The sequence below is a fragment of the Microbulbifer mangrovi genome (assembly GCF_002009015.1).
Classification (GTDB): Bacteria; Pseudomonadota; Gammaproteobacteria; order Pseudomonadales; family Cellvibrionaceae; genus Microbulbifer; species Microbulbifer mangrovi.
Map to the genome: position 1 here is coordinate 31,519 of NZ_LZDE01000339.1, position 21,222 is coordinate 52,740.

The 21,222-nt window shown below is 59.5% G+C and carries 20 protein-coding genes; 13 read left to right on the forward strand and 7 right to left on the reverse strand.

Features of this window, described 5'->3' with window-relative positions:
- Positions 1-133: 133 nt before the first annotated feature.
- Together B4U49_RS15460 and B4U49_RS15465 are read left to right on the forward strand one after the other, a co-directional pair.
- Entirely contained in the window at positions 134-418 is a 285-nt protein-coding gene (locus B4U49_RS15460) for a hypothetical protein (protein WP_078085506.1), read from the forward strand.
- Between the two features lie 124 nt (positions 419-542).
- Positions 543-1,109: a CBS domain-containing protein gene (locus B4U49_RS15465; protein ID WP_078085507.1), complete on the forward strand. Its 567-nt coding sequence runs from the start codon at positions 543-545 to the stop codon at positions 1,107-1,109.
- Between the two features lie 37 nt (positions 1,110-1,146).
- Here B4U49_RS15465 and B4U49_RS15470 read toward each other — a convergent pair whose 3' ends face one another.
- Positions 1,147-1,836 carry a 2OG-Fe(II) oxygenase gene (locus tag B4U49_RS15470; RefSeq protein ID WP_078085508.1) on the reverse strand — a complete coding sequence of 230 codons (690 nt, stop codon included), beginning with the start codon at positions 1,834-1,836 and terminating at the stop codon, positions 1,147-1,149.
- A 124-nt stretch (positions 1,837-1,960) separates the two neighbouring features.
- Positions 1,961-3,742 (reverse strand): SLC13 family permease, encoded by a 1,782-nt coding sequence (locus B4U49_RS15475; RefSeq protein ID WP_078085509.1) that lies wholly within the window; start codon positions 3,740-3,742, stop codon positions 1,961-1,963.
- Positions 3,743-4,067: 325 nt separating this feature from the next.
- On the opposite strand from B4U49_RS15475, the gene gcvT reads away from it, so the two are divergent.
- Positions 4,068-5,156 (forward strand): glycine cleavage system aminomethyltransferase GcvT, encoded by a 1,089-nt coding sequence (gcvT, locus tag B4U49_RS15480; protein WP_078085510.1) that lies wholly within the window; start codon positions 4,068-4,070, stop codon positions 5,154-5,156.
- A gap of 78 nt (positions 5,157-5,234) precedes the next feature.
- Positions 5,235-5,624: a glycine cleavage system protein GcvH gene (gene gcvH, locus B4U49_RS15485; RefSeq protein ID WP_078085511.1), complete on the forward strand. Its 390-nt coding sequence runs from the start codon at positions 5,235-5,237 to the stop codon at positions 5,622-5,624.
- Positions 5,625-5,777: 153 nt separating this feature from the next.
- Here the strand turns inward: gcvH and ptsP are convergent, their stop codons facing one another.
- Positions 5,778-8,054 carry a phosphoenolpyruvate--protein phosphotransferase gene (gene ptsP / locus B4U49_RS15490; RefSeq protein ID WP_078085531.1) on the reverse strand — a complete coding sequence of 759 codons (2,277 nt, stop codon included), beginning with the start codon at positions 8,052-8,054 and terminating at the stop codon, positions 5,778-5,780.
- A gap of 129 nt (positions 8,055-8,183) precedes the next feature.
- On the reverse strand, positions 8,184-8,687 hold the full coding sequence (gene rppH / locus B4U49_RS15495; protein ID WP_193432855.1) for an RNA pyrophosphohydrolase: 504 nt from the start codon (positions 8,685-8,687) through the stop codon (positions 8,184-8,186).
- Between the two features lie 430 nt (positions 8,688-9,117).
- Here rppH and B4U49_RS15500 point away from each other — a divergent pair, with 430 nt between their 5' ends.
- A complete protein-coding gene (locus B4U49_RS15500; protein ID WP_078085513.1) occupies positions 9,118-9,810 on the forward strand; it encodes a histidinol-phosphatase in 693 nt (230 codons plus the stop codon).
- A 47-nt stretch (positions 9,811-9,857) separates the two neighbouring features.
- Positions 9,858-11,069, forward strand: coding sequence for an imelysin family protein (locus B4U49_RS15505; RefSeq protein WP_239692662.1), 1,212 nt, complete (start codon positions 9,858-9,860; stop codon positions 11,067-11,069).
- A gap of 83 nt (positions 11,070-11,152) precedes the next feature.
- On the opposite strand, the gene mepK is transcribed toward B4U49_RS15505, so the two are convergent.
- The 3 genes from mepK to B4U49_RS15520 form a co-directional block, all read right to left on the reverse strand.
- Positions 11,153-11,686 (reverse strand): peptidoglycan L,D-endopeptidase MepK, encoded by a 534-nt coding sequence (gene mepK / locus B4U49_RS15510; RefSeq protein ID WP_078085514.1) that lies wholly within the window; start codon positions 11,684-11,686, stop codon positions 11,153-11,155.
- 504 nt (positions 11,687-12,190) lie between these two features.
- Positions 12,191-14,131, reverse strand: coding sequence for a L,D-transpeptidase family protein (locus tag B4U49_RS15515; protein WP_078085515.1), 1,941 nt, complete (start codon positions 14,129-14,131; stop codon positions 12,191-12,193).
- 407 nt (positions 14,132-14,538) lie between these two features.
- Positions 14,539-15,372, reverse strand: coding sequence for an NRDE family protein (locus B4U49_RS15520; protein ID WP_239692663.1), 834 nt, complete (start codon positions 15,370-15,372; stop codon positions 14,539-14,541).
- A gap of 55 nt (positions 15,373-15,427) precedes the next feature.
- Between B4U49_RS15520 and lgt the strand changes: the two genes are divergently transcribed.
- The 7 genes from lgt (at position 15,428) to B4U49_RS15555 (ending at position 21,218) form a co-directional block, all read left to right on the forward strand.
- Positions 15,428-16,282 carry a prolipoprotein diacylglyceryl transferase gene (gene lgt, locus B4U49_RS15525; RefSeq protein WP_078085517.1) on the forward strand — a complete coding sequence of 285 codons (855 nt, stop codon included), beginning with the start codon at positions 15,428-15,430 and terminating at the stop codon, positions 16,280-16,282.
- 64 nt (positions 16,283-16,346) lie between these two features.
- Complete coding sequence (locus B4U49_RS15530) at positions 16,347-17,180, forward strand: thymidylate synthase (protein WP_078085518.1); 834 nt, start codon at positions 16,347-16,349, stop codon at positions 17,178-17,180.
- A complete protein-coding gene (locus tag B4U49_RS15535) occupies positions 17,180-17,698 on the forward strand; it encodes a dihydrofolate reductase (RefSeq protein ID WP_078085519.1) in 519 nt (172 codons plus the stop codon). The genes B4U49_RS15530 and B4U49_RS15535 overlap by 1 nt, the downstream gene beginning before the upstream one ends.
- Positions 17,699-17,971: 273 nt before the next feature.
- Positions 17,972-18,754: a DUF3450 domain-containing protein gene (locus B4U49_RS15540; protein WP_078085520.1), complete on the forward strand. Its 783-nt coding sequence runs from the start codon at positions 17,972-17,974 to the stop codon at positions 18,752-18,754.
- Positions 18,751-20,118, forward strand: a complete 1,368-nt coding sequence (locus tag B4U49_RS15545) for a MotA/TolQ/ExbB proton channel family protein (RefSeq protein ID WP_078085521.1) — start codon at positions 18,751-18,753, stop codon at positions 20,116-20,118. Before B4U49_RS15540 ends, B4U49_RS15545 begins: the two co-directional genes overlap by 4 nt.
- A gap of 14 nt (positions 20,119-20,132) precedes the next feature.
- Positions 20,133-20,660 (forward strand): MotA/TolQ/ExbB proton channel family protein, encoded by a 528-nt coding sequence (locus B4U49_RS15550; RefSeq protein ID WP_078085522.1) that lies wholly within the window; start codon positions 20,133-20,135, stop codon positions 20,658-20,660.
- Between the two features lie 156 nt (positions 20,661-20,816).
- Positions 20,817-21,218: an ExbD/TolR family protein gene (locus B4U49_RS15555; RefSeq protein ID WP_078085523.1), complete on the forward strand. Its 402-nt coding sequence runs from the start codon at positions 20,817-20,819 to the stop codon at positions 21,216-21,218.
- Positions 21,219-21,222 lie beyond the last annotated feature (4 nt).

A 21,222-nucleotide genomic window follows, 5' to 3' on the forward strand; every position in this document is an offset into this window, starting at 1 on the left:
ATCGCAACATACTTGAAAAAGTGGCGCGGTGCGCAGATAACAGTAACAACGGAGTCATAAATATCAGCCCGGCTGATGGCTGTAACGCTCCCGATAATATTGATTCTGCCTCAACCTAGTCAGTGAGACCGTAGTGCGCGTTGGAATCCTGCTGATACTGCTGCAATCTGTGTTGTTCTGTGCCGAAGGTCGCACGGAAGCGCAGACTGTAGATCTGCAGTCTGTGCAGCCTCTGGTCAGTACACTGATTCAAGAGGGAAGCGAGCCACCGGATCAGCCGGACTCGATTGCGGTAGCCACCGCCACACCATTGAATTTTATCGGCGCCAAGCCTGTTGCCCGGTTCCTTCAGCAACAGTTTTCACACTCTGCGGCGCTCGCCTCTTATCCCATCCGCGGGCCTCCCGCCCGGCAATAAATTCTCGTTATCGAAATTGGCACCGATGGCTTTCCGCTTTGCTATCGGTGCCAGCCAAATCATTTGGTCGCATGCGCTACCGAAAACAGCCGCCTGCGCCTGAAAAAATAAGAGAATTATTGCCATGAAAAAACTGGAACTGACCCCGTTACAGGATTCCGACAAGCTGGTTTTCCCGGAAGAATTTCACGAGTTGAGCCTGGACTCGCCGGCGCTCAAATTTGTCACCGACTTCAAGAAGCATCACCCGGCAGTACTGACGGCATCTGTATCAGCACTGGATGCGGCACAGGTACTGCGCACTGGCCATCTTTCCTGGGTGCTGGTGATGGATCATCGGGGTGACTTTATCGGGTTGTTGACCGCTGAAGATGTCTCCTACCAGCGGGTAATGCAGCTGGTGGCCGCCGGGCACAGCCGCGGGGAATTGACGGTGGGTGACCTGATGCGCCGTCGCAACCGCCTGCAGTTACTGAACCGCGAGCAGTTGCGGGGGGCATCTATCCGCGATGTGCTGGAGGCGATGCGCCGCAGCGGACAGCGTCACTGTCTGGTGGTGGATACGGATCAGCACCATGTACGGGGGGTGATCAGTGCAGAAGCGGTGGCAGCACGCCTGAATATGGAGTTCCCGATCGATACTCCGGAAAGCTTCGTTGAGTTACTGCGTGCGGTCACTGCCGTGCACTGACCGTGCGCTTTGCGGATTCCTTTCGTTGGCCCAGCCCTCAGCGGGCCGGGTCGACGGTTTCCCCGATACTGTTATTCACCCGAAACCAGCCGGTTACGCTGTAGCGCGGCCGGTGGCTGGTGAGTACTTCGTGTGGAAATTCTTCGGAGAGGAAGATCACCATCTGTCCGAAACGCGGCGCTACTTTTTCGATCACCGTATCGCTGTCCGGCGCGTAGATCTGCAGTTCACCTCCGTCCTTGGGCTGCCAGTTCGGGGTCAGGTACAGCACCGTACTCACCACCCGGTTGGTGCCGCCCTTGAACGCGTCCATATGTTTCTTGTAATAGCTGCCGCGATCGTAGCGGGCGTAATGGCATTCGTAGTCAAACAGTCCGAGAAATAACCGTCGGTTCAATCCCAGACGCAGGGTTTCCGCCCAGCTCAGGTAGGCGGACACTGCGGGGTTACTGCGGTCCAGCCAGAAAATCTCGTCGGTGCGCACAAACTGGTTCAGCTGGTGTTCCTGCTCGCGGCCGATACCGGCGGTCTGGAAGCGCGCGCGGTCGATGGAGCGGAAGTGGCGCAACAGCGAACCCAGCAAGGCTGGCGGCAGCGGTGCCGGCAGGACGATGTAGCCGGTTTCACGCAGTGCACTGGCGATCAGGTCGAGGGGATCATCGCCGTCGGGACCACGCACCCAGGTGTTGTCCACGGGGGATTCCGCGTGGGAAAAAGCAGCGTTCAATCAGGTGGATTCCAAAAGTGGCTGCGCGGGGGAGTCGGCCGGGGAGGCTATCGGGCACAGCGGGTTGGTACGGGCGGCATTTATACCGCCACCCGCGTGGCCGCGCCAGCAAATTTTGCGTGGATTATTGACCCAGTGTGAGGTCCCAGCCAGTAATCAGAATGGTCACGGTCACCGCCCCGATCAGCAGGTTCATCGGGATGCCCACCTTCAGGTAATCGGAGAAACGGTAGCCGCCGGGACCGTACACCATCAGGTTGGTCTGGTAACCCAGCGGCGTGGCAAAGCTGGCCGAAGCGGCCATCATCACCGCGAACATAAAGGGCTCGGGATTCAGTCCCGCGCTGGCGGTAATCTGCAGCACAATGGGCACCATGATGATGGCGGCTGCATTGTTGGTCACCATTTCGGTGAGCAGCGAGACACACAGATAGACCAGGATCAGCATCAGCCACGGGTGGCCGTAGGACAGCGAGATCACGCCCTCTGCCAACATGGCGGCGACACCGGTTTTCTGCAGCGCGACACCCAGGGCGAAGGAGGCTGCAATGGTGATCAGCACCGGCAGGTCGAGGCTTTTCTGTGCCTGATTGACCGAGCAGCAGCGGGTCAGCAGCATGGCACCGGCGCCGATGAGGGATGCATTGAGCATGCTGATCAGCCCGGTACCTGCCGCCAGCACGATCGCGATCAGGATCAGCCAGGAGGTGAGGCCTCTCTCGTGGCGGGGGCTCTCCGCCTCCAGATCGTTGATCAGCAAGAAGTCCTTGCTGTAGCGCTGGCGCAGCACGAAGCCGGGGCGCGCTTCCAGCAGCAGGGAGTCACCGGCTTTCAGCTTGATACTGCCGAGGTTGCCCGCGACACGCTGGCCTTCCCGTGCTACCGCAAGTACCGCGGCGCCGTAGCGTTTGCGGAACTGGGCATCGCGAATACTGCTGCCGATCACCTCGCAGTGCGGGGAGACCACCACCTCGACCAGGCGGCGCTCCTCAATACCGGTAGTGATTGCGGTATCTTCGTCATGGTGATCTGACGGCACTATGCCGCGCATGCGCAGCAGGTCGGAAATTGCCTCTGTGTCCCCGGCGAATACCAGCCGATCACTGCCGCGCAGCTTTTCCCCGGAGCGCACCGGAGTGATGATCCGGCCATCCCGCTCGATCTCGACCAGGTAAACCCGGCGCAGTCCCCGGAGTCCGGCGTCCTCCACCGTCTGCCCCACCAGCGGACCCTCGCTGTCGATGGCCACCTCCAGGGTAAATTCCCGCAGGTTGCCAAAGGGCTTTTTCTCGCGCCGGTCCGGCAGCCAGCGGGGGAAGAACAGCAACATGAAGGCCACACCCACCAGCGCGGCGGGCAGGCCCACCGCAGCGATGGAAAACAGGGAGAAACCTTCGTTGCCGGTAATGGCCTGGTACTGGCCATTGACCACCAGGTTGGTACTGGTGCCGATCAGGGTCAGGGTGCCACCGAGGATAGCGCCGTAGCTCAGCGGAATCATCAGTTTGGAGGGGGCGATATCGATCCGCTTGGCCCAGGCGTTCAGCGCCGGGATCATGGTCGCCACCACCGGTGTGTTGTTGAGATAGCCGGACAGGGCCACTACCGGGGCGAACACCCGCAACATGGCCGAGCGCACCGTGTTCGGACGCCCCAGCAGGTGTTTCACCATCATGTCGATACCACCGGACGCGTGGATACCGGCGGCCACCACAAACATGGCGGCTACGGTGATCAGGCCACTGTTGCTGAAGCCGGACAGGGCTTCGGCCGGGGTGAGAATACCGCTGACACTCAGCAGGGTGAGTGCCGCCATCATCACCATAAAGGCCGGGATACGGCTGAATATCAGTGTGGCCAGGACGGCGAAAACGAGAAAAAGGGAAAACCAGCCGGACCAATCCATATTAGAAAGCGTTCATTCGGGGGAGATGACGGCTAAAACTACTGCAAACGCTTTACTACCAAAAGTGATTTTTTCGCATATTTATATAGCGTTGCTACAAATATGAGGGTGCGGACCCTGCGGAAAGTACGCTAAGACTGCTTCAGAAGCGCTACCAGATAAAATTTTTCACTGCGGCTGCTAGTCTTTGCAGAGTATCGGCATCTGGTATCTGCCATTGCCGGGCCGTTAGAATACGCGGCTTTGCCGCCTGCCGCCGTTTACTCTGTATGCGGTATGCAGTCCGCGCCTCCACTCAGTATCAAGACACGGGATTCAGCACAGAATGGGAAACAAAACCGCGCTTTACGATGCCCACGTTGCCATGGGCGGCAAAATGGTGGACTTCGGTGGCTGGGACATGCCGCTGCACTACGGCTCACAGCTGGAAGAGCACCACAAGGTGCGTCAGGGCGCGGGCATGTTCGACGTTTCCCACATGACCGTGGTCGACGTGGATGGCGAAGGCGCCAGGGATTTCCTGCGCACCCTGCTGGCCAACGACGTGGCCAAGCTGGACGGCAATCCCGGCAAGGCGCTGTACACCGGCATGCTGAATGAAAAAGGCGGTGTGGTAGATGACTTGATCGTATACCTCCGCGACCCGGGTTACCGCGTTGTGGTCAACTGTGCCACCCGGGAAAAAGACCTGGCGTGGATGAACCAGCAGGCTGCAGCTTTCGACGTTACCCTGACCGAACGCCCGCACCTGGCAATGATTGCCATCCAGGGCCCCGAGGCCATCGACAAGGTGAAGGAGGTCATGGGGATCGACTGGACCGCGGCCATCGATGGCCTCAAGGTGTTCAACAGCTTTGCCCGCGATGACTGGTTTATCGCCCGTACCGGTTATACCGGTGAAGACGGCCTGGAAATCATGCTGAACAATGATGATGCCCCGGGCTTCTGGCATGCACTGGCCGATGCCGGCGTGGCTCCCTGTGGTCTCGGCGCGCGGGATACCCTGCGCCTGGAAGCGGGTATGAACCTGTACGGCCACGAGATGGACGACGATACCTCTCCACTGCAGGCCAACATGGCATGGACCATCGCGTGGGAGCCGCAGGATCGCAAGTTTATCGGTCGCGAAGCGCTGGAGCAGGAAAAGGCTGCGGGCGTCGAGAACAAACTGGTCGGCCTGGTGCTGGAAGAGCGCGGTGTTCTGCGCGCTGGGCAAGAGGTTGTGGTGGACGGCGAGGATCGCCGCGGTATCATCACCAGCGGAACTTTCTCCCCCACCCTGGGCTTCTCCATCGCCATGGCCCGGGTGCCGGTGAGCGTTGGCGACGCGGCACAGGTCGAGATCCGCAAGAAGCTGATCCCTGTGCGGGTGGTAAAACCGAGTTTTGTGCGCAACGGCAAGTCTCTGGTGTGAGGCTGTCTTCGGGCCACTGGACTATTTTCTGAATACACTGTCTACAGCTAATTTTGAGCTTTTTTGAGGGAAGAACCCATGAGCGAGATTCGCAGCGAACTGAAATACGCCTCCAGCCATGAATGGGCGCGGCTGGAAGAGGATGGCACCGTAACCGTGGGCATCAGTGATCACGCCCAGGAAGCGCTGGGTGATGTGGTTTACGTGGAAACCCCGGAAGTGGGCCAGACCCTGACCGCCGGTGAAGAAGCGGGTGTCGTTGAGTCGGTTAAAGCGGCCAGCGACATTTATGCACCGATTTCCGGTGAAGTGGTTGCGATCAACGAAGCACTGGAAGACGAGCCGGAAACCGTGAACTCCAGCCCCTATGACGATGGCTGGTTCTTCAAGGTCAAGCCGAGCGACGAAAGCGAGCTGGACAAGCTGCTGGACGCGGAAGCGTACAAGGCGGAAAGCGACGAGGGTTAATTTCGCCCTTAAGTTGCTGATACAAAAACGCCGGGCATGTTGCCCGGCGTTTTTGTTTGTACGTTAGAGCCCGAATTGAACGGGCTGCTGCAGGATGTTCCCTCGCGAGACTGTCGAAAAGAGGGAGTACCCGGTAGCAGCCCTGCCACTGCACTAGCTGGAGTTTTCTTCTGCCTGCTGTGGCTGCACCAGCCCGCCGATGCCCAGATCCTGCAGATACCTGTGCAGTTTTTCCTCGACCTGCTCCGGGAGTTCCATTGTCAGGACCTGCTGAAGCAAGCGGTCCAGATCCGATTTGTTCACTTCCCGCAGGGCGGCTTTCACCCGCGGTAGGTTGGTGGCGTTCATCGACAGCACGTCGTAGCCCATGGCCACCAGCAGCAGCGCACCACCGGGGTCACCGGCCAGCTCGCCGCAGATGCCCACCTTGGTGCTGGTCTCGTGCCCGGCCGTCACCACTTGCAGCAGTGCCTGCAGTACCGCGGGATGGAAACTGTGGTACACCCCGGCCACGCGGCTGTTGTTGCGATCCACTGCGAGCAGGTACTGGGTCAGGTCGTTGCTGCCCACCGACATGAATTCGACCCGCTTGGCGAGTTCGCGTGCCTGATACACCGCGGACGGCACCTCGATCATGATGCCCAGCGGCGGACGCTGGATCGCATAACCTTCGTCGACCAGTTCATCGTAAGCGCGGTCCACCAGCTTGCGTGCGGCCTCCAGTTCACCCACGCCGCTGATCATCGGCAGCATGATGCGCAGGTTGTCGAGTCCCAGGCTCGCCTTCATCATCGCGCGCACCTGCCCCAGGAAGATCTCCGGGTGGTCGAGGGTCACGCGGATGCCGCGCCAGCCGAGGAACGGGTTGGTTTCTTCGATGGGGAAATATGAAAGCGCCTTGTCGCCGCCGATATCCAGGGTGCGCATGGTCACCGGGCGCGGTGCAAAGGCCTGTAACTGTTCGCGGTAGATTTCCCGCTGCTCCTCTTCCGAGGGGAAGCGGTCGCGCAGCAGGAAGGGAACTTCGGTGCGGTACAGGCCAACGCCTTCGGCGCCGCGCTCGAGCGAGCGCACCACGTCCGCCATCAGACCGGTGTTTACCCACAACCGTACCCGGTGGCCGTCGGCGGTCTCGCCGGGCAGTTTGGCCAGGTGGTCGAGGTTGCGTGCGAGCTCGCGCTCTTCTTCCACAATCGCGTCGTAGCGGCGCTTGAGTTCCGGGCCGGGATGAATGTGCAATTCACCGCGGTAGCCGTCCACCACCAGTTCGACGCCGTCTACTTGCTCCCAGGGCAGCTCCTGGACGCCCATGACCGCGGGTACACCCATGGCCCGGGCAATGATCGCCACGTGGCTGTTGGAGGAGCCTTTGATGGAAACCAGTCCGGCGAGTTTTTCCCGCGGGACGTCCGCCAGCACCGAAGCGGTCAGCTCCTCGCCGACCAGTATCGTGTTGTCCGGGTATTCGCGCAGGCTCAGTTCCTGCTGGCGCAGGTGCATCAGCACCCGTGCGCCCAGGTCGCGCACATCCGCAGCGCGCTCACGGAAATAGGAGTCGGACATGGCTTCGAAGCGCCGCACATGCTCCAGCATCACCTCTGCCCAGGCGCGGCTGGCGGTCAGTTGCTGGCGGATACGCTCGCAAACCTCGACGGCAATAGAATTGTCGTCGAGCATGCTGATATAGGCATCGAAGAGCGCGCGCTCCTCTTTGTTCAGGTCGTTCTTGAGGCGTTCGCCGACATCGCGGATTTCATCCCGCGCCGTGGCCAGGGCCTGGTGGAACAACTTCAGTTCGCCCTCGACATCCATGGTACAGGCAAAGGGGACAGTGGCCAGGTTGGCGGGGGGCGCAACGATGTGCGCGCGGCCAATGGCCACACCGGGCGACGCGGCGAGGCCGGTAAACTTGGTCTCGTTGCGCTGCTGGCCCATGTTGGCCAGGGCCCCGGTAGCCTCGGCGTGGGCGATAACGCCGGCCAGCTGTGCGGAAAGGGTGACCAGGAAGGCTTCTTCACCCTCGTCAAAGCGCCGCCGTTCGGTCTGCTGCACGACGAGCACCCCGAGGACATTGCGATGGTGGATGATGGGAGTGCCGAGGAAGGCGGAGAAACGCTCCTCGCCGGTGGCGGGGAAGTACTGGAATGCGGGGTGGGCCTCGGCGTGTTCGAGGTTGATGGGCTCTTCGCGGGTGGCGACGTTACCGACCAGACCCTCACCCGGGGCCAGGTGCACCTGGCCAACGGCGTCCTGGTTCAGGCCTTCGGTGGCCATCAGCACATAGTTGCCGGTTTGCTTGTCCCGCAGGTAAACCGAACACACCTTGGTTTCCATTACCTCGCGTACCCGCCGCACGATAATGTTCAGCGCGGTGGTGAGGTCCCGGGCGGTGTTGACTTCCTGAACGATGCTGCGCAGTGATCCGAGCAAAGTGGCTTCCTCGCCGTATTCTTCCGCCCCCGCCCAATTGCGGGGGCCGTCGCTGGTCGTGTCGCGTTCTGTGGTTGCCGGATTTCCCCTCGGCAACTGCATCGGGGAACACCCCGCGCAGGCACAGATTTACTGGTCGCGTTTCAGCCAGCGTCTTTCCAATTGTAATTGCGTGGGCGCAAGCTCTGTGAGCGCGCGCCGGTAAACCTCTCGCTTGAAGGTCACCACCTTGGTCAGCGGGTGCCAGTAGCTCACCCACCGCCAGTGATCGAATTCTGGCTTGTAGCCATTTTCGAAACTGATGTTGCTTTCTTCGGCATTCAGCTGCAACAGGTACCATTTCTGCTTCTGGCCGATGCACAGTGGCTCGGAACGCCGCCTTACCAGCCGTTGTGGCAGCCGGTAGCGCAGCCAGCCGCGGGTGCTCGCGAGCAAGGTGACCTGACTACGGGTCAGGCCGACCTCTTCATACAGTTCACGATATAGCGCCTGCTCCGGGGCTTCACCGGGGTTGATGCCGCCCTGGGGGAATTGCCATGCGTCTTTGCCGCCCACCCGTCGCGCCCACAGGGCCTGACCGCGCTCGTTCAGGACAATGATACCGACGTTGGGCCGGAAGCCCTCGCTGTCGATATTGCTGTCGTTGTCCGTAGTCGTACCAGATTTTTCCGCACCCGACTTGCGGGGGCCCTTTCCGCCGCCGGATTTGTCGTTGCGCGCGGAAGATCTGGCGGGTCTGCGGCGGTTTTTACGCCCGGCGGGTGTCTGCTTGCCGTCGCCCAAAATGCCGTCCTCAAATTTGCCGGTGCGTTACCAGAGCGGTATTGGATACCTGACGCACCATAATGTTCTGCATTGTTCCACAGCGACTGAATTACGGCAATTCGGTGACACCGGTCGGTGCAAGCAGCCGCCGCAGCGGGGTAAAATCTCCCGCCTTGGAGATTGGTGGGGGCGATTTTTCCCCGCTAGCCTTACAGCGGCGGCGCCGGCTTGGCGTAAAAAGTGGCCGTTCGGGCAACCTGCGCGTCAGTGTTGCCTATAGTCAATAAAGGAGAATTTTGTGCAGCTGGCGATTTTTGACCTGGATAACACCCTGATTGGCGGCGACAGCGATCACGCCTGGGGTGAATTTCTGGTGACCCGCGAATGTGTGGACGGCGAGCGTTTCCGCAGTGAAAACGATCGCTTTCTGCGGGAGTACCAGACTGGCAGTCTGGATATTTTCGCCTACCTGTCGTTCGCTCTGGAGCCACTGGCGCAATTGTCCCGCGGGCAGCTCCAAAATTTGCAGCGGGAGTTCATGCATGAAGTGATCAGTGACATATGGCTACCTCACGCGGAAACGCTGATCCAGCACCACCGGGAGGCCGGGCACCACATCATGATCATCACCGCCACCAACCGCTTCGTGGTGGAACCCATTGCCACACGACTGGGTGTGGATACCCTGCTGGCTACCGAGCCGGAAGAGGTGGATGGCAAATTTACCGGCCGTGTGGCCGGCGAGCCGTGCTTTCAGGAGGGTAAGGTCATTCGCCTGCAGCAGTGGCTGGAGCAGAATCCGCGCTATGCCAGCGGGGAAAAATGGTTTTACAGCGACTCCATCAACGACCTGCCGCTGTTGCAGCAGGTTGAACATCCGGTGGCGGTCGACCCGGATACGCGCTTGCGGGACGAAGCGCTGTCCCGGGGCTGGCAGGTGATCAGCCTGCGCGGTGACAGCGAGGAATTTACCAGCGTGCTGCAGCGGTAATCGGCGGCGCGGAAATCGGTCTAACTACGCACAGTTCAGGAATATACGTGAAATACGCAGTCAACAAGTCTCTTCCGCCCCGGGTCCGGGCACTGCCGCTGGCACTGGCCCTGAGTGGGCTACTGGTACTGGCAAGCGGATGTGAGCGCAAGGCGCCGGAGTCCGAGGAGGAATCCAGTGCGCCGGTGGCGTCGGCACAGGTGATCGACAAAGCCGCCGCAGAAGCCTTCTCCACCGAGTACTGGCAGGCGGGACAGGCGCAGGTCATCGATGCCGAAGCCGCCGGGCAGGCGCTGGAGCGCGCGGTGGCGCAATTGCTGGAGTCACCCACCGAGGATCATCTCGAGGCGGCCAAGCTGGCGTGGCTGGACGCGCACCGGGAGCTGGCGGGTGCACTGCCGTTCATCAAGGTGGCATTTTCGCCGGCGGACCTGCAGCAGCAGGGCAAAGAGCTGATGCTGGCACTGGACAGCTGGCCCACACAGGCCGGTTACCTGGACACGGTGCCCGGCTACTCCACCAGCGGTATCGTCAACGACACCGCCATCGAGCTCACCCTGGCGAATCTGCGCAAGCAGCATCGTCTGACCGCTCACGAAGAGGCCAGCACCGGCTTTCACGCGCTGGAAGTCATGTTGTGGGGACCCACCAGTGAGCGCAGTGCGGACCAGTTCGCCAAGGTCAGCGGCGGTGAGCAGCCCGAGGCCCAGGCATCGAACCGCCGTCGCGAACTGACCCGCTTGATCACCCAGGGGATCCGCGAGGACCTGTCCGGGCTGGCGGCGCGTTGGCCATTGACCGCCAACGATCTGTCCCAGCGCTATCTGGCCAAGCCTCCCGCGGCGCGCCTGCAGTGGATTCGCTCCGCGCATATGGATCTGATTACCAATGAGGTCTTGCCGCGGCTGCCAGAGAGCTCTGAAAGTGATGTGGAAAGCGGTCGCGCGGCCGATTCCAAACAGGCGCTGCTAGCGATGTTGCGCAACCTGCAGGCCTGCTGGCTGCCGGAAGGCGGCGGTGGCCTGGCGGACCTGTTACTGGATCGGCACCAGACCGCTGCGCTGGAGCAGGCTTTTGGCCAGCTGGAGGCGCGCCTGTTGAAAATGGAAGATCCGATTGAACTGGCAGCGCCGGCGGAACTGCAGCGCAGCCGACATCAGATCGAGGCATTACTGGGGCTGATTTCCGGGGATACCCGGGTGCCTGCGCGCGAAGAGGAGATGACGCCAGTCAGCCTGAGCACTCCCGCAGGTAGCTAACTTCGCACGCATTTCCCCGAGCCCACATACAAAAAACCCAGGCAGTGCCTGGGTTTTTTGGTTTTGGCCAGCGCGGCTGGTGATTACCAGCGGCGTACCGGACCAGTGTCGACGTGTACGAAGTTACTCTTCGGATAGTAACCTACACCGCCCGCTTTCAGGTCCAGAGCTGCCTGGCGCAGTTTGGACAGTGCGACACCCGGCATGCGGATATCCAGTGCCATACCGCGGGTGTGGTAGCTTCGACGTGCCACACCTCGGCCCGCTGCACGCAGCTTGGCGTTGGTCTTCGGCGAACGGTATCCGGAGATGATCTCGACTTCGCCGTTGTAGTTCAGCTTCTCTTTCAGCTTGTACACGATATCGAACAGTTTCGGGTCCATACGTGTTACTTCGTTGGCGCGGTGGTCGCGCAGCAGTCGGTTGAATTGCTTCAGGCCGCTGCTTGCGTAGTCGCCGTCCGCCCAGTAGGCGGTATTCAGGCGCTCACCGGTGTGCAGGTTGCGCATTTTTAGGTTGCGCGACTTGCCTACTTTTGCCAGTGCGGGGCCGGCTGAAACCGCCGCCGCGGTAGCTGCAGAAACTGCCAAAAACCTGCGTCGTGAAAGTTCTTTCATACCCTGTTACCGCCTTTGCTTTAGTAGTGAGTGTTGCCGTCATGAGCTTCTAGTCTTCGAGTTGCTTCCCCTGCATCTCGGTATGGCTGCACTGTACGAAAAATAATCATTGGTTACAAACCGATCAGGTCTTATTGCGAATTGATCAAAAAATAACCTGGTGTTTTTTTTCTAGCAGCCTACGGCTTTCGGATTTTTTTTGCCGGGTGTGCAGGGAAAACTCGTCAAATGCTGGTGACAACGTTGTCATGATTAGGAAATTATTTTTCTGCGACCGTCTGGTTCTGATTTTGGCGGTTTTTCAGTGTGTGAGTGGGACCACCGGGTTTTAGACGTGGTTTTGTGGTGGATCAGTACGCGTTAGGGGCTATTGGCGCAAGGGGCTATGCGGCGGGAGCACCATTTGGGTGCTGATCAAGGGCTTACTGCTAGCGGATATTTTGCTCAAAGTATGGAGGAGGTAGGGCCTCCGTGGGCGTTCGGCTACCACGGAGGCGGTTCGGGTCATTTATCCCTGTGGTAGATGTCCGGGCGGAAGTTGACCTTGCCGAGGCCGTCTACCCAGGCGGTCAGATAGGTAATGAACAGCTTCGGTGGCTTATCCACCTTGATAGTGACCGATTCATCTCCTGTAGTCGCTTGGGCCACCCGGGTTCTGTCCCAACCCTGGCGGCCGAGCAGGGCGTAGGCCAGCTCCTCCGGTTGCTGCAAGCGGATACATCCGTGACTGTAGGCCCGGTGATGATGCTCGAACAGACTCTGGGCCTGGGTGTCGTGCAGGAAAATGGCCTGTTTGTTGGGGATGATGAACTTCACCCGTCCGAGGGTATTACCCGGGCCAGAGATCTGGCGCAGGGTGGCCTTGCCGCTGGCAGCACTCTGGATGCTTTTGTCGCTGATCGGGGTGGTGGTGTTGGTGCCGTATTTCACTACCCGGTAGCCGCGCTTGTGCATGGCTTCGGGATTATTGCGGGCTTTCGGCAGCAGGTCGGTGAGCAGGATGCTGCGCGGTACTGTCCAGGTGGGGTTGAACACCACACGGGCGACGCGAGTCGTAATCTCCGGCGTCATGTGGATCTTTTTACCCACCACCACATTCATCGACAGCTTGATGCGGTCTTGCTCGACATAGTTGAGGCTGTATCCGGGAATGTTGACCTGGATAAAGCGGTCGCCGAGGTTGGCGGGCAGCTTTTCGCGGCGGCGGATATTGGCCTCGATGATGTGCGCACGTGCGGTGGGGGAGATATTCAGGCGCTCCCGGGTCTGCTTGCCCACAATGCCGTCGGGCTTGAGTCCGTGGCGGATCTGGAAGCGCACCACTGCCTGGTGCAGGCTCTGGTCGAACTTCTTGCTGTTCATGTCGCCATAGCCGTAGTAATCCCCGTATACGGCGAGCATGTTGCGCAGGTAGACCACGTTGTTGTGCTTGGCTCCGATGGTCATTGCCGGGCCGGCGGGAAGCGGGCGCCAGCGACCGGAGGCGGCCATATTGCGGTAGCGTGCGAGCTGCTCGCGCAGGGCCTGAGCGTCGCCACCGTAAGGAGTGTTTTCCTCTATGAACAGACCTTCGCCGTGACTCGGAGCCAGGCCGGAGCCTTCATCCTGCAGATTGCGGAAGCGCGGCATTGTCCGGGGGTAGGTCTGCGGGTAGCTGCGGGTAGAGTAGCGAGCGGAATGGCTGGTGCCATAGCGGGAGCCCGAGCTGTAGGCATTGCCGCGCTGCTGGGTGGTGCCGCGGCGCTGGGTATAGTAGCGCGAGCGGTCTACAGCCTGTGTATTCTGGCTGCCGCGACTGTAGCCGCGGAAGTACTGGCGGCCGCTGTCATTGGCTGCGTACTGGCGTGCATCCGCGGTATAGGCGCGGGTGCTGGCCATCATGAACCCGCCCTCGGTGAGGTTGACCGGGGTGATGTCCTTGCGACGCATCCGCGGCTGTTGCTTGGGGGCACTGGGGTTGAGTTTGTCGAGCTGCGTGTCCTGGGCGTAGGAAATAAACGCGTCGGTGAGCAGTACATCGAGCACCGCGGCCATCTGCAGACGCTGTGGTGTGTCGCGCAGGGTGCGGTCGAAGTAACCCAGGTGATAGCGGTAATCCACCATGCTGCTCGGGTTGCCGGAGCTTGAGGCAGTGAGCTGCTTGAGCAGATCATTGGCGGTATCGCTCAGGCTGTAGTTATCAAACCACAGCAGGCGGTAGTCGGTGCGCCGGTAAATGCGGCGCACCGCCACCGGATTGAAAATCGGGTCCTGCGCGGGCCAGGCGTCGGGATTATCTTCCAGCCAGTTCACCAGATGCGGCCGCACGGCGTTTTCCGGCAATACCGGCACCGTTTTCTGATTGGCAGTGAATGCGTAGTAGAGGGCGAACACACACAGGCTGCCGAGAAAAATCAACGGCAGCGGCGACTTGCGTTTGCGACGCTCTGGAATGAAATATGACATGGTACCTCAGCGATACTGCAGGGCGCCGGTTTACAGTGCGGAAGCCGGGAGCCCGATCGTTCATACCTTCCCAACCATCGGCGCACCTGATTCCCGCTGAACGACGGGGAAAACCCATCGGCGGCGCACCTTAGTCGAGCATCCCGCGCGACCTTCCTTTTATAGAGACGGAGCCGGGGACCGCTTGCGCGTATCTCAACATCCGCCTGCCTGTGAAATTAAGTATGGCAACAAATGCGAAATTTGCTGGGCGCGAACTTCTTTTCACCTTACGTGATGTGTGGATAGAAAAATGAATTTGGTGCCTTGAGTGGTCAAGGCTCGGAATGTGTGGGAATCCGGCGCCAATCTGGCGTGAAAAGCGCGGTTGTTTACAGCGCGCGCTACTGGCGAGGGAGGGCGGTCGCTCAGATCGATGGATAGGAAAAATAACGCAGGTCGCCGCTGACCCGCCCGTCAATGTATGTCTGTTCCCACAGCTGCACACCGCCGGAGCTGTCTACGGCCACGAGAGTGCTGGCGCGGGTGCCGTAGCCTTGGTGCAACGGGCTGTCATTGCGGATGCCGTCTTCGCTGTCGATACGCACAAAGATGGGGGAGAGAGCCCGCTCTGTCGCCAGTCCCACCCCGGTATCTGGAAGGTGCGTATCGGGGGCGCGGGTGTCATCGGCGAGTAGCGCCAGCGCCCGGGTGACGAATGCTTCTGTATCCAGCTGCTGTGGCAATGCCGATACCAGGGCCGAAAGAGACCGACAACCATGGGTCACTTTGGGCCAGGGCGCATCTGGCGCCCCATTGGAGATGCCGTGCACACCGGGCACTATGGCGAAGGGGGCGTGGCGGTTCCCCGCGCACACAAGGGGGGCGCTTGCGCGGTGATCAAACAGCAGGGCGTTGAACCCGCGGTAGCGGGGCGCCGGCAGCCCGGCGGCGTAGTCCGCAGGCGGCTGCTCGCCGGCGAGAAAATTGACCGGGATCTCACCCCTGGACAGCACCCGTGCGGGTTCCGGCGCGCCGGGCTCCCGGATGTTGGTGACTGCCGCCACGCGTCCGGTGGGGGTGACTCCGAGCCAGGTGCCCCCGGCCTCCAGGTCGCGACCCGCGGTAATCGGGCTATCATCCCACGGCTGTGCCGGCACCGTGGGGCGCTGGTAAAACTCATCCCGATTTGCCAGTAGCAGCAGCGGATAGCGGGGATGCTGGTGGTAGGCGATCAAAAGCAGGCACATAGCGTCTCGCAATAGTCATTTCCTCAATGCCATAATAACGCCCACTTTGAATAACTGCGGTCTGAGCATGCTGACTTACCCCGAGATTGATCCCGTTGCTGTCGCCATCGGGCCCCTCAAAATCCACTGGTATGGCCTGATGTATCTGGCGGGGTTTGCCGCTGCCTGGTGGCTCGCGATGCGTCGTGCACAAAAGCCTTGGTCACCGGTGATCAAGTCCGAAGTCGAAGATCTGATCCTGTTCTGTGCTCTCGGCGTGGTAATTGGTGGCCGACTCGGTTACATGTTTTTCTACAACTTCCACGAACTGCTGGCCCACCCCCTCAGCCTGTTCAAGGTGTGGGAGGGGGGCATGAGCTTCCACGGTGGTCTGATCGGGGTCATGATTGCGGCGACCATCTACGCGCGCAAGATCGGCACGACCTTCCCCACGCTGATCGACTTCGTCGCTCCGCTGGTCCCAATTGGCCTCGGCCTGGGGCGTCTTGGTAACTTTATCGGCCAGGAACTGTGGGGACGCGAGACCGATGTACCCTGGGGGATGGTGTTTCCCCGCGATCCGGAACATCTGGTGCGCCACCCGTCCCAGCTCTACCAGGCCTTCCTGGAGGGGCTGGTGCTGTTCGTGGTGCTGTGGATTTTCTCCAGCAAGCCACGTCCGCGCCTGGCAGTCGGTGGCCTGTTTATCCTTCTATATGGCTGCTTCCGTTTCCTGGTGGAATTCGTGCGTCAGCCCGATATCGGGATCGACGTGATGTTCGGCTGGATGACCCGCGGCCAGCTGCTCAGCCTGCCGATGATCGCTGCCGGCATCATCCTGCTGGTGTGGAGTTACCGCACCCAGCCGATGCCACAGGGCCGCGGCCAACAGGAAGAAAGCGCCGCCGGTGCGGCCAAAAGCCAGGCCAGGCAGGCCAAATAATGCGAGGACGCAGCCGGTTGGCTGCCTTGCAGTCACCAATCAGTACAGTAGCCAAGAGATATAAATGAAGCAGTATCTGGATCTAATGCGTCACGTGCGCGACAACGGCACCGATAAAAGCGATCGCACCGGCACGGGTACCCGCAGTGTGTTCGGTTACCAGATGCGATTCGATCTGGCCGAGGGATTTCCACTGATCACCACCAAGAAGTGCCACCTGCGCTCCATCATTCACGAGCTGCTGTGGTTCCTCAAAGGCGACACCAATATCGGATACCTGAAAGAAAACGGTGTGCGAATCTGGGACGAATGGGCCTCGGAAGAAGGTGACCTGGGGCCGGTTTACGGATACCAGTGGCGTTCATGGCCCACCGCAGATGGACGCCACATCGACCAGATCAGTGATCTGGTCCAGCAGCTCAAGGCCCGTCCGGATTCCCGCCGCCTGATCGTCAGTGCGTGGAATCCCTCGGATCTGCCTGACGAGGGTGTCTCGCCGAGCGACAACGCAAGTGCCGGGAAAATGGCGCTGGCCCCCTGTCACGCCCTGTTCCAGTTCTATGTTGCCGACGGCAAGCTGAGCTGCCAGCTGTACCAGCGCAGCGCAGATATCTTCCTCGGTGTGCCGTTCAATATCGCCTCATATAGCCTGCTTACTTTGATGCTGGCGCAGGTATGTGGTCTCGAGCCAGGGGACTTCGTGCACACTTTTGGCGATGCCCACCTCTATTCCAACCATATGCAGCAGGTAGAAGAGCAGCTCTCCCGCGAACCGCTGCCGTTGCCGAAAATGGTGCTCAACCCCGAAGTCGATGACCTGTTCGCGTTCCGTTTCGAGGACTTTGAACTCCAGGGTTACGAGGCGCATCCGCATATCCCTGCACCGGTGGCGGTGTAATGGCTGTCACTTCGCCGGGTCTGGCGATGATTGTGGCAATGGCGCGCAACCGCGCCATTGGCCGGGAGAATACGCTGCCCTGGCGGATCTCCGGGGACCTGCAGTTTTTCAAGCGCACCACCCTCGGCAAGCCGATCGTGATGGGGCGCAAAACCTTCGAATCCATCGGTCGTCCGCTGCCCGGGCGGCAAAATATCGTTATTACCCGCAACCCTGACTGGAGCGTCGACGGAGTCACGGTGGTCTCTTCGCTGGAGCAGGCCCTGGATGTGGCGGCCGCCACGGCAGCCCGGGAAGGGGCCGATGAGGTAATGGTGATCGGCGGGGCGGAGATCTACCGGCAGGCGATGCCACTGGCACAGCGATTGTATGTGACTGAGGTAGATGCAGAAGTCGAGGGAGATGCCTTCTTTCCTGCTTTGAACGAAACCTGGCGTGAGGTCAGCCGGGACTGTTACCCGGCGTCGGAGAAGGACGAATACAACTACTGCTTAGTCCAGTACGACAGGTTTAAATAAAAAACGATTTGACTAAAAAATGCCCTTTCGGGTAGTTTTGGTTAAATGTTGTGCAATGTAAACCGCCGCATATGTGTGCATGGAACTCGAGGGTGTTACCTGAGTGTTACCCAGCTACACAGCTCAAGTGGCTCAGTCAATCGGCATTTGAATAATCAAAACGGCTGTTTACAATGTGCGGCTCTTAGCTGTCTTCAAACCAAAAAATACCGCGTTGTGGCAGCTAATCCATCGCGACCATGTTGTGAAATATTGAACCCACTGGGGGGTCTAATGAAAACCAAGCGATTCATGGCTGTGGCGCTGACCACTGCGCTGTCTGCCGGCGCACTGTACGGTAGCGTAGCCACTGCGGACACACTCGATAACGTCCTCAAGGTTGGCCAGCAGAAAACTGCTGCGGCAACTGCATCTCAAAAGCGCATCGACAAGATCGCTCAGGAAACCTCTGAACTGCTGACCGAGTTCAAGGTTGTGAACAAGCAAATCGACGGCCTGCGCGTGTACAACCGCCAGCTCGAAAAGCAGCTGGCCAACCAGCTGGCCGTGATCAAGGACCTCGACGAGTCCATTGATCAGGTAACCGTGATCGAGCGTCAGATCCAGCCTCTGATCCTGCGTATGCTGGACGGCCTGGAGCAGTTCATCGAACTGGATGCCCCCTTCAAGTTGGCCGAGCGTAAGTCCAACCTCGAAGGTGTTAAGAACAATATGGACCGTTCCGATATCACTGTAGCGGAGAAATTCCGTCAGGTACTGGAACTGTACAACTTCGAAGCGGAATACGCGCGTAAGATCGACAGCTACGGCGACACCCTGAACGTGAATGGTCAGGATCGTGAAGTCAACGTACTGCAGATCGGCCGTATCGCTCTGGTAGCTCAGACCACCGACTCCAAAATCTCTCTGGCTTACGACAAAGAGCAGAAAGCTTGGGTTGAAGTTGATTCCGGCGAATACCGCCGTGCAATCATGCAGGGTCTGAAAATCGCCAAGAAACAGGCCACTACCGACATCATGACTATGCCGATTCCGGCTCCGGAGGCTGCGCAATGAAAACCATCGCCAAAAGCGTACTCGCAGTAGCTGCCGCTGGCCTGATCAGCGTTTCCGCTGTAGCCCAGGACAAAGCTACTTCCCTGGACCAACTGCTGAAGATGGTTCAGAGCTCTAAAATTTCCGAGTCTGCCGAGCACAAAAAGCGCGAAGCCGACTTCCGTCGTCAGAAGGCCAATCAGGCCTCTCTGCTGAGCCAGGCTGAAAACACCCGCGCTTCTGAAGAAGCCCGCTCCGCGGCGCTGGAGAAGAAGTACGAAGAACAGGAACTGCTGGTTCAACAGAAGCGTCAGCAGCTGGACGAGCGCCTCGGCTCTCTGAAAGAACTGTTCGGTCACCTGACCTCCACCGCTGGCGACCTGCGCGCCAATCTGGACACCTCTCTGGTTTCTGCCCAGTACCCGGGCCGCGCCGAGTTCCTCGATCAGCTGATCGAAAAAATGAACTCTGCTACCAAGCTGCCGACCATCCAGGAAATCGAGCGTCTGTGGTACGAACTGCAGCGTGAAACCGTGGAATCCGGCAAGATTGTTAAGTTCAACGGCACCGTAATCCTGCCCGACGGCGAACAGGCCGAGCAGGAAGTGGTTCGTGTGGGTAACTTCAACCTGGTTTCCAACGGTAAATACCTGGAAATGAACGACAACCAGAAAATGGCCGAGCTGATCCGTCAGCCCGACGGTAAGTACCTGAGCATGGCGTCTGACCTGCAGGCAGCTACCAGCGGCTTCACCGCATTCGGTATTGACCCGACTGGTCCTACCGGTGGTTCCTACCTGAAAGCCATGATCGCGAGCCCGAGCATCGTTGAGCGCTGGCACCAGGGTGGCATCGTAGGCTACATCATCACCGGTGTTGGTGTGGTTGCGGTACTGCTGGCCATCTGGCGTCTGATCGTGCTGTCTGGTGTTAACGCCAAGGTTAACTCCCAGCTGCGCTCCTCTACCCCGAACACCAACAACCCGCTGGGTCGTGTTCTGTCCGTAGCGGAAGAGAACAAAGGTGTCGACGGCGAGACTCTGGAACTGAAGATGGAAGAAGCGGTGCTGAAAGAGCGTCCGGCCATCGAATCCGGTCTGAACCTGCTGAAGATCATCGCCATGGTTGCTCCGCTGCTGGGTCTGCTGGGTACCGTTACCGGTATGATCATCACCTTCCAGGCGATCACCATCTTCGGCGCAGGCGATCCTAAAGCCATGGCTGGTGGTATCTCCTCTGCACTGGTAACCACCGTTCTGGGTCTGTGTGTGGCCATCCCGACTGTGCTGCTGCACACCATCGTGAACGGCCGCGCCAAGCGCATCCTGCACATCCTGGACGAACAGAGTGCCGGTATCGTTGCAGAAAACGCTGAACGTAAATAAGAGGAGGCGGCAACATGCACGCATTGAATGACGCATGGGCCGCCGTCAACGCCTTTATGGCGTCGGGCGGGCCAGTACTACTCCTGATCGCCGGCCTGACCTTCTTCATGTGGACGCTGATTTTCGAGCGGTTCTTCTACTTCAAGGGTGCCCTGAAGCGTGATGTTCAGGGTGCTGTGGACACCTGGGAAGCGCGCCCCGAGCGCAAATCCTGGGGTGCCCACCAGATCCGCTACGCACTGGTTTCCCGGGTATCCGAGAAAATTCAGAGCAACATGGACATGATCCAGACCTGTGTAGCCCTCGCGCCGTTGTTCGGCCTGCTGGGTACCGTTTGGGGCATGATCAACGTGTTCGAAGTTCTCGCGATTACCGGCGGTGGTGATGCAAAGCAAATGGCCAGCGGTGTATCCATGGCCACCATCCCGACTATGGCGGGTATGGTGACCGCACTGTCTGGGGTGTTTGCTAACACTTACATCACCCGTACCGCAGAGCGCGAAACCCAGTTGCTGGAAGATCATCTGACGATGGATCACTGACGGCACCACAGTTCAGGTGACCGGTGAGCGCCACAGGCCCTTGCCGCGATCCGAGAAGGTTTAGCCAAATCGGGGAGCTTTCACTATCAATACGCTTGAGGTGAAAGCTCCACAGGGCCAAATCTCGCTAATAGCATTTCGCTAAAGAGAGTTGCAATGAGCAGAAAACAGAATACGGCTGAAGAAGAAGGGCAAGCGATTGACCTCACGCCCATGCTGGACGTGGTGTTCATCATGCTGATCTTCTTCATCGTCACCGCGACCTTTATCAAGGAGCCCGGGGTTGACGTAGTGAAGCCGGAAGCGACAACCGCTGATCTCAAAGCCGCCTCTATTCTGGTAGCGATTAACGACAACAACGAAATCTGGATTGCCAAAGAGCAAGTAGATGACCGCCTGGTGAAAAACACCCTGGAGCGCCTCTACGCAGAAAACCCGAAAGGGTGGTTGGTAATTCAGCCCGATAAAAAGGCGAGTATCGAGAAGGTTGCCCTGATCGCGGACGCGGCCAGGAAGATCGGAATCGAGAAAGTGTCGGTCGCTACAGAGAAGAGTTAACAGC

Bases quoted from the DNA above. Each gene is read 5' to 3' on its own strand.
- B4U49_RS15465 (WP_078085507.1), top strand. From the start codon at position 543: ATGAAAAAACTGGAACTGACCCCGTTACAGGATTCCGACAAGCTGGTT.
- B4U49_RS15475 (WP_078085509.1), bottom strand. From the start codon at position 3,742: ATGGATTGGTCCGGCTGGTTTTCCCTTTTTCTCGTTTTCGCCGTCCTG.
- gcvT (WP_078085510.1), top strand. From the start codon at position 4,068: ATGGGAAACAAAACCGCGCTTTACGATGCCCACGTTGCCATGGGCGGC.
- gcvH (WP_078085511.1), top strand. From the start codon at position 5,235: ATGAGCGAGATTCGCAGCGAACTGAAATACGCCTCCAGCCATGAATGG.
- mepK (WP_078085514.1), bottom strand. From the start codon at position 11,686: ATGAAAGAACTTTCACGACGCAGGTTTTTGGCAGTTTCTGCAGCTACC.
- B4U49_RS15515 (WP_078085515.1), bottom strand. From the start codon at position 14,131: ATGTCATATTTCATTCCAGAGCGTCGCAAACGCAAGTCGCCGCTGCCG.
- lgt (WP_078085517.1), top strand. From the start codon at position 15,428: ATGCTGACTTACCCCGAGATTGATCCCGTTGCTGTCGCCATCGGGCCC.
- B4U49_RS15530 (WP_078085518.1), top strand. From the start codon at position 16,347: ATGAAGCAGTATCTGGATCTAATGCGTCACGTGCGCGACAACGGCACC.
- B4U49_RS15535 (WP_078085519.1), top strand. From the start codon at position 17,180: ATGGCTGTCACTTCGCCGGGTCTGGCGATGATTGTGGCAATGGCGCGC.
- B4U49_RS15540 (WP_078085520.1), top strand. From the start codon at position 17,972: ATGAAAACCAAGCGATTCATGGCTGTGGCGCTGACCACTGCGCTGTCT.
- B4U49_RS15545 (WP_078085521.1), top strand. From the start codon at position 18,751: ATGAAAACCATCGCCAAAAGCGTACTCGCAGTAGCTGCCGCTGGCCTG.
- B4U49_RS15550 (WP_078085522.1), top strand. From the start codon at position 20,133: ATGCACGCATTGAATGACGCATGGGCCGCCGTCAACGCCTTTATGGCG.
- B4U49_RS15555 (WP_078085523.1), top strand. From the start codon at position 20,817: ATGAGCAGAAAACAGAATACGGCTGAAGAAGAAGGGCAAGCGATTGAC.